The following is a 15982-nucleotide window of genomic DNA, read 5'->3' as shown; positions in this document are numbered from 1 at the left end:
CCTAGCATGGAGGGCGTTGCTCAACCATCAGGAAACCAAGGCAGGAGACACCCAGCATGAGCGTGAAAGCACTGTTCAACCTCACCGGCAAGACCGCCCTCATCACCGGAGGCTCGCGCGGCCTGGGCCTGCAGATGGCCGAGGCGCTGGGCGAGATGGGCGCCCGCCTCGCCATCACGGCGCGCAAGTCCGACGAACTGGCCGAAGCCAAGGCCCACCTGCAGGGCCTGGGCTACCAGGTCGAGACCTTCACCAACGACCTGCAGAAGTTCGACACCATCCCCGCCCTGGTCGACGACGTGCTGGCGCGCTGCGGCGACATCGACATCCTCGTCAACAACGCCGGCGCCACCTGGGGCGCCAAGGCCGAGGAATACCCGGACGAGGCCTGGAACAAGGTCATGAACCTCAACGTCTCGGCGCCCTTCTTCCTCACCCGCGAAGTGGCCAGGCGCGTGATGATCCCCAAGGGCCAGGGCAACGTGATCATCACGGCCTCGGTCGCGGCCTTCAAGGGCACGCCGCCCGGCATGAACACCGTGGCCTACAACACCTCCAAGGCGGCCGCCGTGCACCTGGCGCGCACCCTGGCCTCGGAATGGGGCCACTACGGCATCCGCGTCAACTCCATCTGCCCGGGCTTCTTCCCGAGCAAGCTGGCCAACGGCCTCATCGACAAGCTCGGCGACCAGCTCATCGCCCGCGCCCCGCTGCGGCGCATCGGCGGCGAGGAGGACCTCAAGGGCGCCGTGGTCTACCTGGCGTCCGATGCGTCTCGGCACATGACGGGGCAGGCGTTGGTGCTGGATGGTGGAGCCAGCCTTCTTTGAGGGCAACTCCAAGACAAAGCGCACCCAAGGGTGCGCTTTGTCTTTTGAGGAATGCGCGGCGCTCTACTTGTTCGCCACCGTCATCACCGCCTCAATCTTGCCGTCGCGCACAGCGGCGCCGCGCTCCGTGGTCAACGTGCCGCCACGGTCATCCACGCCCTTGACGCCGCCGGGGTTCACGTCGGGGCGCAGGGATTTGTAGGCCTCGTCGAGCTTGGCGTGGATGGCCTTGGTGTCCGAGGCCGAGCCGGCCAGCTGCATGGCCTTGACGGTGGCGTGCACGGCCGTGTAGTTCCACTGCGCCTCCGAGCCGGGGATGCGGCCCGGGTAGACCTTGCCGAAGCGTTCGACGAAGGCCTTGTTCTCGGGCTTGGTGTCCTCGGAGACGGGCATGACGCCGATGGCGCCTTCCAGCGGCGCATAGCCGCCGACCACGCGGGCCATTTCGTCGAGCTTGGCCTGGTCCATGACCACGAAGCCGCCCTTGAAGCCCAGCTCGCGCGCCTGCTTGACGACCAGGGCCGTGGGCTCGGAGGCACCGCCCACGAAGAGCACGTCGGGCTTTTCGGCCAGGGCCTTGCTCACGCCGCTGTAGAAGTCGGTGGCGCGGTTGTAGCTCATGGCGTTCTCGGCCACCACGGTGCCGCCCAGCTTTTCCCAGCCGGGCTTGAAGGCGGCGACCCAGGCCTTGGCGTAGTCGTGGTCGGCGCCCACCAGGGCCACCTTCTTGCCGAAGCGGCCCATCACGTATTTGGAGAACGGGTCGATGTACGAGGTGAACTCGGGCGGGATGCGCAGGGTCAGCTTGTTGCCCCGGTTGGTGATCTGCGGCACCGAGCTGTAGGCCAGCACGATGAAGTTGCTGCGCTCGTTGGTGGTCTGCAGCGCGAAGATGCCGCCCGAATGCGGCACCAGGATGGCCGCCGTCTTGTGCTGCTGCACCAGGCGCTGGGCGTTGATCGCGGTCTCGGACGGGTTGTACTTGTCGTCCAGCGGCACGATCTCGATCTTGACCTTCTTGCCACCGATCTCGGGCGCTGCGGCATTGATCTCGGAGACGGCCATCTGCATGCCGTCGAGCACGTTCTTGCCGTACTGGGCAGCGCCGCCCGACAGCGGGCCCGAGTAGCCGATCTTGACCACCTCCTGCGCCAGCGCAGGGCCGGCGGCGGCCACGGCGGCGCAGGCCAGGGCCAGCGTGCCCACCCTGCGGCGGGTCAATGGTGCGAATGCTGTCATGTCTGTCTCCTTGGATAGTGAAGAACGAATCGCTGCTGACGCAACGCATAAATCCGGCGCAGCCCAGACCAGGGACGCCGAGCAAGGGCCGCCCCGCAGCGAGGGCGTCGTCCCCCTCCCTCGCGAAGCGAGAGAGAGGGGGAAGCCGCGCAGCGGCTCAGGGGGTGCAGTGTCATGTCATGCACCGATGTAGGCTTTTCGGATGGAGTCGTCAGCCAGCAGCTCGGCCGGCTTGCCCTCGCGCACGATGCGGCCGCTTTCCATCACATAGGCGCGGTGCGCGATCTTCAGCGCCGCATAGGCGTTCTGCTCGGCCAGCAGCACGGTGGTGCCAGCGGCGTTGATGCGCTGTATGGCCTCGAACATCTGCTTGATGACCAAGGGCGCCAGGCCCAGCGAGGGCTCGTCCAGCAGCAGGGCCTGGGGCCGGCCCATCATGGCGCGGCCGATGGCCACCATCTGCTGCTGGCCGCCCGACAGCGAGCCGGCCGGGTCGTGCTGCTTCTCGCGCAGGATGGGAAACAGCTCCATCACCTCCTGCAGCGTCTTCTGGCTGGGGCCGGGGTCGCGGCGGTGCACGTAGGCGCCCAGCTGCAGGTTGCGCAGCACCGACATCTGGGGAAACAGCTTGCGCCCTTCGGGGCACTGCACCACGCCGGACTGCACGATGGCCGAGGGCTTGCTGCCAGCCAGCTCCTTGCCATTCCAGACGATGGAGCCGCCTGCGGCCTTGTGGATGCCGCTGGCCGTGAGGAACAGCGAACTCTTGCCCGCGCCGTTGGCGCCCAGCAGCACCACCAGCTCGCCCCGGTCGGCATGCAGGCTGACCCCGTTCAGCGCCAGGAAGCTGCCGTAGCGCAGCGACACGTTCTCAAACTTCAGCATGCTCGCTCCCCAGGTAGGCATCGATGACGGCGGGGTTGCGGCGTATTTCCTCGGGCGTGCCCTCGGCGATCTTCTCGCCGTAGCTGAGCACCAGGATCTTGTCGGCCAGGCTCATGATCATGCCCATCTTGTGCTCGATCAGCGCCACCGTGATGCCGTGGCGCACCAGCTTGCGGATCAGCTCGGCCAGGCCCTCGGTCTCCTCGGGGTTGACGCCGCCGGCAGGCTCGTCGAGCAGCATCAGCTTCGGGTCGGTGGCCAGGGCCAGCGCGAAGGCCACGCGCTTGCGCTCCTCCTGCGTGATGTCGCCCGCAATGCGGCCGGCCACATGCGACAGGCCCACGAAGTCCAGCGCGTCGCGCGCCTTCTCGCGGCACACGCGCTCTTCCTCGCGCAGGCGGCTGGAGCCGCGCAGCACGTCCCACAGGCCTGAGCGCGTGCGCAGCCGGTGGCCCACGATGAGGTTGTCCAGCACCGTGGCGCGGTCGAACAGCGCCGTGGTCTGGAAGGTGCGCGCCACGCCCAGTTTCGCCACCTGGTCGGTGCGCAGAGAGGTCACGTCCTGGCCGTTGAAGGTGATGGTGCCCGAGGTGGGCTTGTGCACGCAGCTGATCAGGTTGAAGAACGTGGTCTTGCCCGCGCCGTTGGGGCCGATGATGGCGTTGATGCGGCCTTCCTCGATCACGGTGCTGACATCGCTCACGGCGGCCAGCCCGCCGAAGGTCTTGGTCAGGTGGTCAATCTTGAGCATGCGGCTTGCCCTCCTTGGCATTGCGGCGCGCGCGCCATGCGGTGAAGCTGCCCACCACGCCGTAGGGCATGAAGATCACCAGCATCACGAGAATCGGGCCGAAGACGATGAAGCGGTACTCCTGCAGGAACTGCAGGTACTGCGTGATCCAGGGCATGCCGATGGCGCCCAGCAGCGGCCCCAGCACCGTGCCCATGCCGCCGACCATGGCGAAGATCATCATGTCGAAGGTGTGGTGCACGCCGGCCATGTCCGGACCGATGAAGCGCACGAAGCCGGCGTACAGGCCGCCCGCCACGCCCGCGTAGACCACGCTCAGCATGAAGGCCAGCACCTTGTTGCGCATGAGGTTGATGCCCAGGGCCTCGGCCAGCTCGTCGCTGTTGCGGATGGCCATGAAGGTGCGGCCCAGCAGCGACCGGACGATGCGCCGCATCACCCAGACCGAGGCCACGAGGAAGGCCAGCACCAGGTAGTACAGCGCCAGCGGCGACTCGAAGCTCAGCGCGCCCAGGGCCTCGGGCGCGGGGATGCCCATGATGCCCACCGTGCCGTGGGTCAGGCCCTCCCACTTCTCGATCACGAGGAACATGATGTAGCCCACGCACAGCGTGAAGATCGAGAAGTAATGCCCCTTCAGGCGCAGCGAGACGATGCCGATCAGGTAGCCCAGCACCGCGCACACCACGCCCGACATCACCAGCCCGCCCCAGAACGGCCAGCCATGGTCCACCGTGAGGATGCCCACGGTATAGGCGCCCGCGGCCATGAAGCCCGCATGCGCGAGGTTGAGCTGGCCCGTGTAGCCCGTGATCAGGTTCAGGCCCAGCGTGGCAATGGCGAAGATGTAGGCCGTGCTCATCACCGTGAGGTGGTAGTCGTTGCCCGCCAGCCAGGGGAAGGCGATGCCGGCGGCCAGCAGCAGGCCCCAGGCAACGCGGGAGTCGATGAATCCGTTCATTCAATGACTCCTCTTGGCGAACAGGCCCTGCGGGCGCAGCGACAGGATCACCACCAGCAGCACGAAGGCGATGATGTCCTTGTAGTCGGTGGAGATGTAGTAGGCGCCGAAGCTCTCGGCAAAGCCGATGATCAGCCCGCCCAGCACGGCGCCCGGGATGCTGCCCATGCCGCCCAGGATGATGATCACGAAGGCCTTGGTGATGACCAGGTGGCCCATGGCCGGATAGACCAGGTTGATGGGCGCATACAGCGTGGCCGCCACGGCCGCGAGCACGCCCGAGATGGCAAAGGTCAGCATGGACACGCGGTTGGCGTCGATGCCCACCATCGATGCGCCTTCACGGTTCTGCGCCATGGCGATGATGGTCGCGCCCGTGATGGTGCGCGTCAGGAACAGGTGCAGGGCCACCATCAGCGCAAAGGCCGCGCCGATGATCAGCAGGCGCTGCGCGGGCGCCGTGATGCCGCCCATCTCCACGATGGAGGTGTAGGGCGTGGGCATGCGCTGGAAGTCCGCGCCCCACAGCGCCTGGGCACCCGCCTCCAGGAACAGCAGCAGCCCGATGGAGGCGATCTTGGGATGCAGGGGCGAGGCCTTGCGCAGCGGATGGAAGATCAGCCGCTCGCTGACTATGCCCAGCACCGCCACCGCGATGGCTGCGGTGAGCATGGCCGCCCAGTAGCCCCAGCTCCAGGCCACCATGGCCTGGAAGGCCACGAAGGCGCCGATCATGTAGAAGCCGCCGTGCGCGAAATTGGGCACGTGCAGGATGCCGTAGACCAGGGTCAGGCCCAGGGCCACCAGGCCGTAGATGCCGCCCAGGGTCAGGCCGTTGAGCACTTGCTGCAGAAAAACGTCCATTCAACGCCTCCTGCGGAAAGGCGCGGCTCGGCGCCCGGCCAGGGTCTGTGCTTGCATTGTCTTGTCTCCTTTGCATGGCCGGCCGGCGCGGCGCGACAACGCATGCGGCAGACAGGCAAGGCCAGCTTAGGAGGGGGGCGGCGCCACGATCAACCCGAAGATTCCGCACAGCGGAATTCACCTGGGAAACCCCGAGACCCTCAGGGCCCCGCCAGTAACCTAGATGACAGCCGCGCTCAGATGGACAGGGCCGGCAAGTTGGCGGGCAGGCCCTGCATGGAGCGCTGCGTGTGCTCGGCCACGAAGTCCAGGAAGCTGCGCACGCGCGCCGGCATGAACTTGCGCGTGGGCAAGGTGGCGTAGAGCGTGAAATGGCCCGTGGTCCATTCGGGCAACACATGGCGCAGCCGGCCCGAACGCAGGTGGCGCGCGATCAGGTCCAGCGGCTGGGTGCTGATGCCCGCGCCGTCCAGCGTGGCACGCAGCAGCGTGCCGGTGTGGTTGGCCACCAGCACGGGCTGCACGGCCACCTCGGCCTCGCCCGCGTTGCCATCGAGCCGGCGCAGGCGCAGCACGTCGGAGCGGCCCTGGGCGCGGCGGCGCAGCAGGCACTGGTGGCCCGCCAGATCCTCGGGCACGGCGGGCACGCCATGGGCGTCCAGGTACTCGGGCGAGGCGCAGGCCAGGCCGCAGGTGGTGACGATGGGCCGCGCCACCACGTTGCCGTCATAGCCCTCCTCGGCGTTGAGGAAGGTGATGTCGTACTCGCCCACGGCGGCCTCGCTGGCCGACTCCACGAAGACCTCGATGCAGATGCGCGGATGCAGGCGGTGGAAGTCCGCCACCAGCGGCGCCAGCACATGCTCGGCAAACACGGGCGGCGTGAGCACGCGCACGGCGCCCGACAGCTCCAGCGTGTGCGCCTGCGCCAGGCTGAAGGCATCCTCCACATCGGCCAGGATGCCGCGCACGCGCTCCAGATAGGCCTCGCCGGCCTCGGTCAGCGACACGCTGCGCGTGGTGCGCTGCAGCAGCCGCGTGCCCAGGTGCTGCTCCAGGTCGGCCACCAGGCGCGTGACCGTGGGCACGGACATGTCCAGGCGACGCGCCGCCGCCGAAAACCCGGCCTCGTCGGCCACGGTCTGAAACACCCGCATGGTCTGCAATCGGTCCATGTTGTCCTTGGCCCCGGGCCTCGGTGCCCGGGGACTTTCGCTGCATTGTTCCACTCCCAAACGCCCTGCGCCGCGGCTTTGCGGGCCGCGGCGCAGGCGTTCATCTTCGTCGAAATGCAGCCGCTCAGCCCTTGCCGTCCGAAGTGTCCCTGGCCTGCGCTGGACCGGCGGGCGGCGCCCAGCGGATGGGGTGGGTGAAGCGCACCTCGGCGTCGCTGAAGGCCTTGGCCGTGGCGGCCGACAGCAGCAGGATGGCCGACGAGAAATAGATCCACATCAACAGCACCACCAGCGAACCCGCCGCGCCATAGGCCGAGACCACGGCCGCCGTGGACAGATACCAGGCCAGGGCCTGCTTGCCCAGCGTGAACAGCAGGGCGCCGACGATGGCGCCGAAGATGAGATAGCGCAGCCGGGGCTTGGGGCCGCTGCCGATGCGCATCAGCCCCACGAAGAGCAGCACGGCAATGCCGAAGGACACGCATTCGTTGATCAGGCTGATCAGCGGCCCCAGCGGCTGCATCTGCAACTTGGTGCCGGCCCAGTTGGTGATCAGCTGGATGGCCGTGGACAGGGCCATGGACACCAGCAGCAAGAAGCCCAGCGCCAGCACATAGGTCAGGCCGCGCAGCCGCAGCGCGGCCATGCGCCACCACACGGCCTTGGGCGGCGGTGGCTCGCCGTTCGAGGTCCAGAGCTTTTCCAGCGCGGACTGCAGCTCCACGAACACACCCGTGGCGCCCGACATCAGCAGGATGAAGCCGAACAGCGAGGCCAGCCGCCCCTCGTCGGGCCGCTGGGCGCTTTCCAGCGCACCGCGCACCACCTGGGCACCGCGCTCGCCGATCACGTCCTGCACCTGGTCGATCAACTGGTGTTCCACATAGCTGCGGTCCACCCACCAGCCCAGCAGGCCGACCAGCAGCAGCAGCAGCGGCGCCAGGCTCAGGATGCCGTAGAAGGACATGGCCGCGCTCATGCGCAGGCCATCGGCGTCCAGCCACAGCTGCACGGCATTCCACATGGCGCGCAGCGGGTTCAGCTCCATCAGGCGCTGCAGGCGTGCGGACCAGGACGAGGCGGGGGGAGTTTCCGGGGTATCTGAGGGCATGGCCCCCATTGTGCGCAGCGGCGCACCAGCGCCCTGTCAGCCTGTGCCGACAGGGGCCTGTGGGCGCGGCTCAGGTCACGGGCGCTGGATTGAACAGCACCAGGGCGTTGTGCAGCTTCCACTGCTCGGCCCAGGTCTTCTTGCGGCCGCTGGCCACGTCCAGCATCAGGCGGAACATCTCCCAGCCCACGTCCTCGATGCTGGCCTGGCCTTCGGCGATGCGGCCCGCGTTCACGTCCATCAGGTCATGCCAGCGCCGCGCCAGATCGCTGCGCGTGGCCACCTTGATCACGGGCACCTGGGCCAGGCCGTAGGGCGTGCCCCGGCCCGTGGTGAACACATGCAGGTTCATGCCGGCGGCCAGTTGCAGCGTGCCGCAGATGAAGTCGCTGGCCGGCGTGGCTGCATAGACCAGGCCGCTTTGGATGCCCCGGTCGGCCAGACGCTGGCCCGGCGACAGCACGCCGGTGATGGGCGCCGTGCCGCTCTTGATGATGGAGCCCATGGCCTTCTCGACGATGTTGGACAGGCCGCCCTTCTTGTTGCCCGGCGTGGTGTTGGCGCTGCGGTCCACGCGGCCCTTGTCCAGGTAGGCGTCGTACCAGGCCATCTCCTCGATCATGGCCTGGGCCACCTCGGGGCTGGAGGCGCGCGAGGTGAGCTGGTCGATGCCGTCGCGCACCTCGGTCACCTCGCTGAACATCACGGTGGCGCCTGCGCGCACCAGCAAATCGGTGCAAAAGCCCACGGCCGGATTGGCCGTGACGCCGCTGAACGCATCGCTTCCGCCGCACTGCACGCCCACCACCAGGGCGCTGGCCGGCACGGTCTCGCGGCGGCGCGCGTTCAGCCGCTCCAGATGCACCCTGGCGCTGCCCATGATGGAGTCCACCATGGACATGAAGCCCACATGCGCCTCGTCCTGCAGGCAGACCACGTCCAGCGCGGGCTCGCGCTCATCGACGATGGGAAACGAGCCCGGCGGCAGCAGCCGCTCGGGCTGCAGCTTCTCGCAGCCCAGGCTCACCACCATCACCTCGCCGCCAAAATTCGGGTTGTGGCTGATGTTGCGCAGCGTGCGCTGCGGAATCTCGGCGCCCACGGCATCGATGGCCACGCCGCAGCCATAGCTGTGCTCCAGGCCCACCACATCGTCCACATTCGGATAGCGCGGCAGCAGCTCGGCCTTGATGCGGCCCACCGCGAAATCCAGCACCCCGGCCACGCACTGCACCGTCGTGGTGATGGCCAGGATATTGCGCGTGCCCACCGTGCCATCGGCATTGCGGTAGCCCTCGAAGGTGTAGCCTGTCAGCGGCGGCAGCTCGGGCGGCTGCACCGTGGCGATCGGCAACCCCTCAAGAGACAGCGCCCCCGGCATGCGCAGCAGCCGCTCATGCACCCAGCTGCCCGCGGCAATGGCCTGCAGCGCATAGCCGATCACCACGTTGTAGCGGCGCACCTCGCCGCCCTCGGCAATGTCCACCAGCGCAACCTTGTGCGCCTGCGGCACCTTGTCGACCAGCACCAGCCCCCCGGGCATCACCGTGCCCGCAGGCAACCCCCCGTCATTGGCCACGATGGCCACGTTGTCGGCCGGATGCATGCTGATGGAAAGAGGAAGTGGGGTACTCATGGCAATGTCTCAATTTTCTAAAGGGCTGGCACTACAGCAGTAAAGCAGCTGGCACAGCCCACGCAACCGGCGCGGCCCAAGGCGAGGGACACCGAGCAAGGGCCGCCCCGCAGCGAGGGTGTCGTCCCCCTCCGCGAAGCGAGAAGGGGGAAGGCGCGAAGCGCCTCAGGGGGTCACTCTGCCTTTATTCCAGCAGCCTTGATCACCTTCCCCCACTTGACCACCTCGGCCTTCTGGTACTCGCCCAGCTCGGCCGGCGTCATCTGCGAGGGCAGCATGCCGAAGTTCTTCAGGCGCGCCTGCACCTCAGGCGTGGCGACGATCTTCATGATCTCCGCATGCAGCCGGTCCACGATGGGCTTGGGCGTGCCAGCGGGCGCGAACACGGCCTGCCACGATCCCATGTCGAAGCCTTTCTCGCCCGCCTCGGCGATGGTGGGCACATCGGGCAGGGACTCCAGGCGCCGCGAGCTGGTCACGGCAATGGGACGCAGCTTGCCGGCCTGCACGTGGGGGCCGACGACCAGGGCGGTGTCGAACATCATGTCCACCTGGCCGCCGATCACGTCCTGCACGGCCGGGCCGCTGCCCTTGTAGGGCACGTGGGTGAACTTCACGCCCGTCTGGTAGCCCAGCAGCTCCAGCGCCATGTGGTTGGAGGTGCCGCTGCCCGGCGAGGCCGAGGTCAGGCCGCCCGCTGCTGCCTTGGCCTTGCTGGCGGCCAGCACGTCGGCCAGCGTCTTGTAGGGGCTGGAGGCCGGCACCACCAGCACCAGCGGGCCCGAGCCCAGCATGGCCACCGGCGTGAAGGACTTGACCGGGTCGTAGTCCAGCTTGGCGTACAGGCTCACATTGATGGCGTGCGAGCTGATGGTGCCGCCCAGGATGGTGTAGCCATCGGCCGGTGCGCGCGCCGCAATGGCCGAGCCCACGCTGCCGCCCGCGCCGCCCTTGTTCTCGATCACCACGGGCGTGCCCAGGGCCTTGCTCAGCGGCTGGGCGATCACGCGCGCCAGCGTATCGGTATTGCCGCCAGGCGGGAACGGCACCAGGTAGGTGATCGGCTTGCCCGTGGGCCAGTTGCCCTGCGCGGCGGCGGGCATGGCGGCCAGGGCCGTGCCCAGCAGCAGGGCGCTGGCGAGGGAATGTTGGATGAGTGTGCGGCGTTGCATGGTGCTTGTCTCCGGGAAGGGCTTGTCGTTGGAATGGTGTGAAAGCGGGTTCAGAAGCGCGGCTGGTGGCCGGTGAACGCGGGGTCGTACTTGCGCATCTGCCCCAGGTCGTCGCGGTTGCGGATGCCGCAGTGCAGGTAGTTGTCGTGCAGGCGGGCCAGGGCCTCGCGGTCCAGCCGCACACCCAGGCCGGGCGCCGTGGGCACGCGCAGGCTGCCCTGCTCGAACTGCAGCCGGCCGCCCTCGACGACTTCCTCGTCCTGCCAGGGGTAGTGCGTGTCGCAGGCATAGGTCAGCAGGGGTACGCTGGCGCACAGGTGCGTCATGGCCACCAGGCTCACGCCCAGGTGGGAATTGCTGTGCATGGACAGGCCCAGGTCGAAGGTGCGGCACAGGGTGGACAGGCGCTGCGTGGCGCGCAGCCCGCCCCAGTAATGGTGGTCGCTGAGCACGATCTTCACGGGGCAGCCCATGTCGGCGTTGCGGCGGAACTCGGCAAAGTCCGTCACCACCATGTTGGTGGCCAGCGGCACATCGCACTCGCGTGCCACGGCGGCCATGCCGTCCAGGCCGGGCGCCGGGTCCTCGTAGTACTCGAGCACGCCCTGCAGCTGCTGCACGATCTTCAGGCTGGTCTCCACCGTCCAGTTGCCATTGGGATCGATGCGCAGCGGCGTGCCCGGAAAGGCCTCGGCCAGTGCCAGGATGCCGGCCGCCTCCTGCTCGGGCGGCAGCGCGCCGGCCTTGAGCTTGATGCTCTGGAAGCCGTACTGCGCAATCATGCGCCGCGCCTGCTCCACCAGCTGCTGCGGCGCCAGGGCCTCGCCCCAGGCGTCGGGCGAAGAATCTGGTCCATAGGGCCTGTCGATGTGCTCGGCGTACTTGTAGAACAGGTAGGCCGAGAACGGCACGCTGTCGCGCGCGGCGCCGCCCAGCAGGTCCACGATGGGGGCGCCCGCCATCTGGCCCTGCAGGTCCAGCATGGCGACCTCGAAGGCGCTGACCACCTTGGCCACCGTCTTGGACACATGCGTGCCCGGCGCCAGCGACACCTGCTGGCCCAGGAATTCGGAAGCCGTCAGCGCAGGCGGCGCCACCAGGGCCGCGACGCGGACCTCCATCTCGTTGAGCGCCCAGGGCGACAGCCCCACCAGCGCGGGCGCGGCCTTGGCCAGCGCATCGAGCATGGGCTGGTCACCATAGCTTTCGTTGATGCCGACCAGGCCCGATGCCGTCTCGATCTCGATGATGGAGCGCAGCGCCCAGGGCTCGTGGATGCCGGCCGCATTGAGCAGCGGCGGATCGCGGAAGGCAATGGGCGTGATGCGTATGCGGCGGATCGCGTGGGTCGCGTGGGTGGTGCTCATCTGGAATGCGGGTTCAGGAGGATCAAAAAAACTCGATGGCGTGGACGTCTTGTGATACGTTGTCGTACAACTTGGAGCGATTATGATCAGCACCATGGAAAGTTCGGCAAAGGGATTTCCCGCATCACCCCCAACGATCGAGCTTCCCCTGCGAGGAAAGTCCGGTCGCAGCGGCCGCAATCTGGCCGCCCTGCTGTTCGACGAGTTCGCGAGCAAGATCCGCAACGGCCTGCTGGCCGAAGGCGAGAAGCTGCCCACGGAGTCGTCGCTGGTGCAGACCTACGAAGTCAGCCGCACCGTGGTGCGCGAGGCGCTGTCGCGCCTGCAGGCCTCGGGCCTGGTGGAGACGCGCCACGGCATAGGCACCTTCGTGCGCGCCGCCCAGCCCGCATCCACGCTGATGCTCAATGCCGACGAGCTGACGGCCGCCGTGGACGTGATGGCCGTACTGGAGCTGCGCATCAGCCTGGAGACCGAAAGCGCCGGCCTGGCCGCGCTGCGCCGCAGCCCCGAGCAGCTTCAGGGCATACGCATGGCGCTGCAGGCCTTCGAGATCGCCTTTGCGCGCGGCGAGGACACGGTGGCCCATGACCTGGCCTTCCACACCCAGATCGCCGAGGCCACGGGCAACCGCTACTTCGGCGACATCCTGCGGCACTTCGGCGCGCAGCTGATTCCGCGCACGCGCATCGCCTCCATCCATCAGCCACAGCGCGACCCCGATTACCTGCGCCGCGTCAACCGCGAGCATGAGGAAATCCTCGCCGCCATCGAGCGCCAGGACGCCGACTCGGCCCGCGCGGCCATGCGCATCCACCTGACCAACAGCCGCGAACGCCTGCGCCTGGCACAAAAGACCAGCGCCGCCTGAGTGCTCCCATGGGCCTTTCGGGGCCGATGGCGTTGCCACGGGAATTCAGACAACCAAGGGAAAACCCTTTATCACTGCTTGCAGATCTCGGTTAAAAATCGGTTTCAGTTGTACGACAACTGACAACATAAAATCCGGAGACAAGAGCATGACCCTGAGCCGAAAGCAGTTCCTGCGCGCCGCTGGCGCCACCGCCCTCGTAGCCACCGGCGCCGGTGCGCTGGCCCAGAGCAACTGGCCCACGCGCCCGCTGCGCCTGGTGGTGCCCTACCCGCCGGGCGGCAGCTCGGACATCATTGCGCGCGCCATCGGCCCGCTGCTGTCGGCAGAACTCAAGCAGCCCGTGGTCATCGAGAACAAGCCCGGCGCCAACGGCAACCTGGGTGCCGACATGGTGGCCAAGGCCCAGCCCGACGGCCACACGCTGATGCTGTGCGACCTGGGTGCGCTGGCCATCTCGCCCTCGCTCTACACCAAGCTGTCCTTCGACCTGTCCCGGGACCTGCGCGGCACGGCCATGCTGGCCTACTCGCCCCACCTGCTGGTGGTCCACCCCTCGGTGCCGGCCAACAACCTGCAGGAGCTGGTGGCCCTGTCCAAGAAGGAAGACCTGAGCTTTGCCGTCACTGCCACGGGCAGCGCCCCGCACCTGGCCGGCGTGGAACTGGCGCGCGCCACGGGCGCCCGCTGGGAATACGTGCCCTACAAGGGCGGCGTGCAGTCCATCCAGGACACGGTGGCAGGCCAGACCCAGGTGCTGATGAACGGCATGCTGGCCACCTACCCCCATGTGCAAAGCGGCAAGCTCAAGCTGCTGGGCCTGTCCAAGGGCACGCGCATGCCGCTGGCCGCCAACGTGCCCACCATCGCCGAGCAGGGAGTGCCCGGCTTCGAGACCGGCACCTGGCAAGGCGTGGTCGTTCCGGCCAAGACGCCCGAGGCCGTGGTCCAGCGCCTGCATGAGGCCCTGATCACCGCCATCCGCTCGCCCGAGGTGCGCGCCCGCCTCACGGGCCAGGGCGCCGAGGTCGTGACCATGAACCCCGCCGAGACCGCGCGCTTCCTGACCACCGAACGCCAGCGCTGGCAAAAAGTGGTTCAAACAGCCGGTTTGAAGCTCGACTGATTCCACCCTTTTTTCTTTCTTCCCCACCCTTATTCCCGAGAGCACCATGACCCCCCAAGACCTCAAAGACGTGATGAGTTCCGGCCTGCTGTCCTTCCCCGTGACGGACTTCGACAGCAACGGCAACTTCAATGCCAAGGGCTATGCGGCCCGCCTCGAATGGCTGGCCCCCTACGGCGCCAGCGCGCTGTTCGCGGCAGGCGGCACGGGCGAGTACTTCTCGCTGTACGGCGAGGAATACGGCCAGATCATCAAGACCGCCGTGGACACCTGCCGCGGCAAGGTGCCCATCATCGCGGGCGCCGGCGGCCCCACGCGCACGGCCATTGCCCATGCCCAGGAAGCGGAGCGCCTGGGCGCCCACGGCGTCCTGCTGCTGCCCCACTACCTAACCGAAGCCGGCCAGGAAGGCCTGATCGCCCATGTGGAGCAGGTCTGCAAGAGCGTGAAGTTCGGCGTCATCGTCTACAACCGCGACCGCACCCGCTTCACGCCCGAATCGCTGGCCATCCTGGCCGAGCGCTGCCCCAACCTGGTGGGCTTCAAGGACGGCATGGGCAACATCGAGACCATGTCCGCCATCTTCATGAAGATGGGCGACCGCTTCGCCTACCTGGGCGGCCTGCCCACGGCCGAGGTCTATGCGGCCGCCTACAAGGCCCTGGGCACGCCGGTGTACTCCTCGGCCGTCTTCAACTTCATCCCCAAGACGGCGATGGCGTTCTACGAAGCCGTGCGCACCGACGACATGGCCACGCAGCACAAGCTGCTCAAGGAATTCTTCATGCCCTACCTGAAGATCCGCAACCGCGTCGAAGGCTACGGCGTGAGCATCATCAAGGCCGGCGCCAAGCTGGTCGGCCACGACGCAGGCCCCGTGCGCGCCCCGCTGACGGACCTCAAGCCCTCCGAGCTGGAAGAGCTCAAGGCCCTGATCGACAAGCTCGGCCCGCAATAAGCCACAGGACCGGACGCAGGGGCCAGTCCGGCCCTTGCGCCCCCCAGGAGACAAGAACATGAAGAAGATTCTGATCACGCTGGGTGCCGCACTGGCCCTCACGGCGCAGGCGGCCGGCAGCTTTCCGGACAAGGCCGTCAACATCATCGTGCCCTTCCCGGCCGGCGGCTCCACCGACACCGTGGCGCGCGCCATGGCCCTGAGCATGGGCGAGCAGCTGGGCAAGCCCTTCGTGGTGGAAAACCGCCCGGGCGCCACCGGCACCATCGGGGCGGGCGCCGTCAAGCGCGCACCGGCCGATGGCTACACCCTGCTGGTGGCCTCGCTGGGCCCCTTCGTGGTCACGCCGCACCTGGTCAAGAACGTGCCCTATGACGCAGGCAAGGACTTCGACTACATCACCATCCCCGTTCAGGCACCCAACGTGCTCGTGGCCAGCCCCGCGCAGAAGGCCCGCACCGTGGCCGAGGTCATCGCCGCGCTCAAGGCCAACCCCGGCAAGATCAGTTTCGCGAGTTCGGGCAACGGCTCATCGGACCATCTGTCGGCCGAGCTGTTCTGGCAGCAAAGCGGCACCGAAGGCATGCACGTTCCCTACAAGGGCGGCGCCCCGGCCATCACGGACCTGATCGGCGGCCAGGTGGACTTCTCGTTCCAGAACGTCAACGCCGTGCTGCCCCATCTGCGCAGCGGCAAGCTGCATGCGATCGCCGTGACCGGCAGCCAGCGCTCGCCCGTGCTGCCCGATGTGCCCACGCTGGCCGAGGCCGGTGTCAAGGGTGCCGAGGTCTACTCCTGGCAAGGCCTGGCCGCGCCCAAGGGACTGCCCGCCGATGTGAAGGCCAAGCTGGCCAAGGCCGCCATCGCCTCCGTGCAGCAGCCCGACATCCGCAAGCGCTTCGTGGAGCAGGGCCTGGAGATCGTGGGCAACACGCCCGAGGAATTCACGCGCTACCAGGCCCAGGAATCGGAGCGCTGGAAGCAACTGATCCAGACCCGAAAAATCACCGCTGATTGAGCTAGAAACAACGGGCCG

Annotated in this window: 15 protein-coding genes; 5 read left to right on the top strand and 10 right to left on the bottom strand. The window is 67.8% G+C overall.

Annotation, left to right across the window (positions count from 1 at the left end):
- The first annotated feature begins 56 nt into the window (after positions 1 to 56).
- The gene (locus IB269_RS25580; protein ID WP_034397748.1) at positions 57 to 830 is read left to right on the top strand and encodes an SDR family oxidoreductase; all 774 of its coding nucleotides are present in this window, start codon (positions 57 to 59) and stop codon (positions 828 to 830) included.
- Between the two features lie 63 nt (positions 831 to 893).
- On the opposite strand, the gene IB269_RS25575 is transcribed toward IB269_RS25580, so the two are convergent.
- The 10 genes from IB269_RS25575 to IB269_RS25530 all read right to left on the bottom strand — a co-directional run bounded on the left by IB269_RS25575 (position 894) and on the right by IB269_RS25530 (position 11991).
- Entirely contained in the window at positions 894 to 2069 is a 1176-nt protein-coding gene (locus IB269_RS25575; RefSeq protein WP_016452145.1) for an ABC transporter substrate-binding protein, read from the bottom strand.
- A gap of 177 nt (positions 2070 to 2246) precedes the next feature.
- Entirely contained in the window at positions 2247 to 2954 is a 708-nt protein-coding gene (locus IB269_RS25570; protein ID WP_192368649.1) for an ABC transporter ATP-binding protein, read from the bottom strand.
- Entirely contained in the window at positions 2941 to 3705 is a 765-nt protein-coding gene (locus IB269_RS25565) for an ABC transporter ATP-binding protein (protein ID WP_012202201.1), read from the bottom strand. The genes IB269_RS25570 and IB269_RS25565 overlap by 14 nt, the downstream gene beginning before the upstream one ends.
- On the bottom strand, positions 3692 to 4666 hold the full coding sequence (locus IB269_RS25560) for a branched-chain amino acid ABC transporter permease (RefSeq protein ID WP_012202200.1): 975 nt from the start codon (positions 4664 to 4666) through the stop codon (positions 3692 to 3694). The genes IB269_RS25565 and IB269_RS25560 overlap by 14 nt, the downstream gene beginning before the upstream one ends.
- Positions 4667 to 5530 (bottom strand): branched-chain amino acid ABC transporter permease, encoded by an 864-nt coding sequence (locus IB269_RS25555; RefSeq protein ID WP_043823209.1) that lies wholly within the window; start codon positions 5528 to 5530, stop codon positions 4667 to 4669.
- 236 nt (positions 5531 to 5766) lie between these two features.
- Entirely contained in the window at positions 5767 to 6705 is a 939-nt protein-coding gene (locus IB269_RS25550) for a LysR family transcriptional regulator (protein ID WP_043780296.1), read from the bottom strand.
- 124 nt (positions 6706 to 6829) lie between these two features.
- On the bottom strand, positions 6830 to 7816 hold the full coding sequence (locus IB269_RS25545) for a YihY/virulence factor BrkB family protein (protein ID WP_034397739.1): 987 nt from the start codon (positions 7814 to 7816) through the stop codon (positions 6830 to 6832).
- Between the two features lie 70 nt (positions 7817 to 7886).
- Entirely contained in the window at positions 7887 to 9452 is a 1566-nt protein-coding gene (gene garD / locus IB269_RS25540) for a galactarate dehydratase (protein WP_192368648.1), read from the bottom strand.
- Positions 9453 to 9625: 173 nt separating this feature from the next.
- The gene (locus IB269_RS25535) at positions 9626 to 10624 is read right to left on the bottom strand and encodes a Bug family tripartite tricarboxylate transporter substrate binding protein (RefSeq protein ID WP_063327751.1); all 999 of its coding nucleotides are present in this window, start codon (positions 10622 to 10624) and stop codon (positions 9626 to 9628) included.
- A gap of 50 nt (positions 10625 to 10674) precedes the next feature.
- Entirely contained in the window at positions 10675 to 11991 is a 1317-nt protein-coding gene (locus tag IB269_RS25530; protein ID WP_192368647.1) for a glucarate dehydratase family protein, read from the bottom strand.
- Positions 11992 to 12073: 82 nt separating this feature from the next.
- On the opposite strand from IB269_RS25530, the gene IB269_RS25525 reads away from it, so the two are divergent.
- The 4 genes from IB269_RS25525 to IB269_RS25510 all read left to right on the top strand — a co-directional run bounded on the left by IB269_RS25525 (position 12074) and on the right by IB269_RS25510 (position 15964).
- The gene (locus tag IB269_RS25525) at positions 12074 to 12862 is read left to right on the top strand and encodes a FadR/GntR family transcriptional regulator (RefSeq protein WP_012202192.1); all 789 of its coding nucleotides are present in this window, start codon (positions 12074 to 12076) and stop codon (positions 12860 to 12862) included.
- A 148-nt stretch (positions 12863 to 13010) separates the two neighbouring features.
- Positions 13011 to 13988, top strand: coding sequence for a Bug family tripartite tricarboxylate transporter substrate binding protein (locus tag IB269_RS25520; protein WP_013800130.1), 978 nt, complete (start codon positions 13011 to 13013; stop codon positions 13986 to 13988).
- A 46-nt stretch (positions 13989 to 14034) separates the two neighbouring features.
- Positions 14035 to 14946 carry a 5-dehydro-4-deoxyglucarate dehydratase gene (kdgD, locus tag IB269_RS25515; RefSeq protein ID WP_012202190.1) on the top strand — a complete coding sequence of 304 codons (912 nt, stop codon included), beginning with the start codon at positions 14035 to 14037 and terminating at the stop codon, positions 14944 to 14946.
- 58 nt (positions 14947 to 15004) lie between these two features.
- Entirely contained in the window at positions 15005 to 15964 is a 960-nt protein-coding gene (locus IB269_RS25510; RefSeq protein ID WP_012202189.1) for a Bug family tripartite tricarboxylate transporter substrate binding protein, read from the top strand.
- Positions 15965 to 15982 lie beyond the last annotated feature (18 nt).

The sequence above is a fragment of the Delftia sp. DLF01 genome, from assembly GCF_014852125.1.
In the GTDB taxonomy this organism is placed as follows: Bacteria; Pseudomonadota; Gammaproteobacteria; order Burkholderiales; family Burkholderiaceae_C; genus Comamonas; species Comamonas acidovorans.
This window is presented reverse-complemented; position numbering and strand designations above follow the sequence as displayed.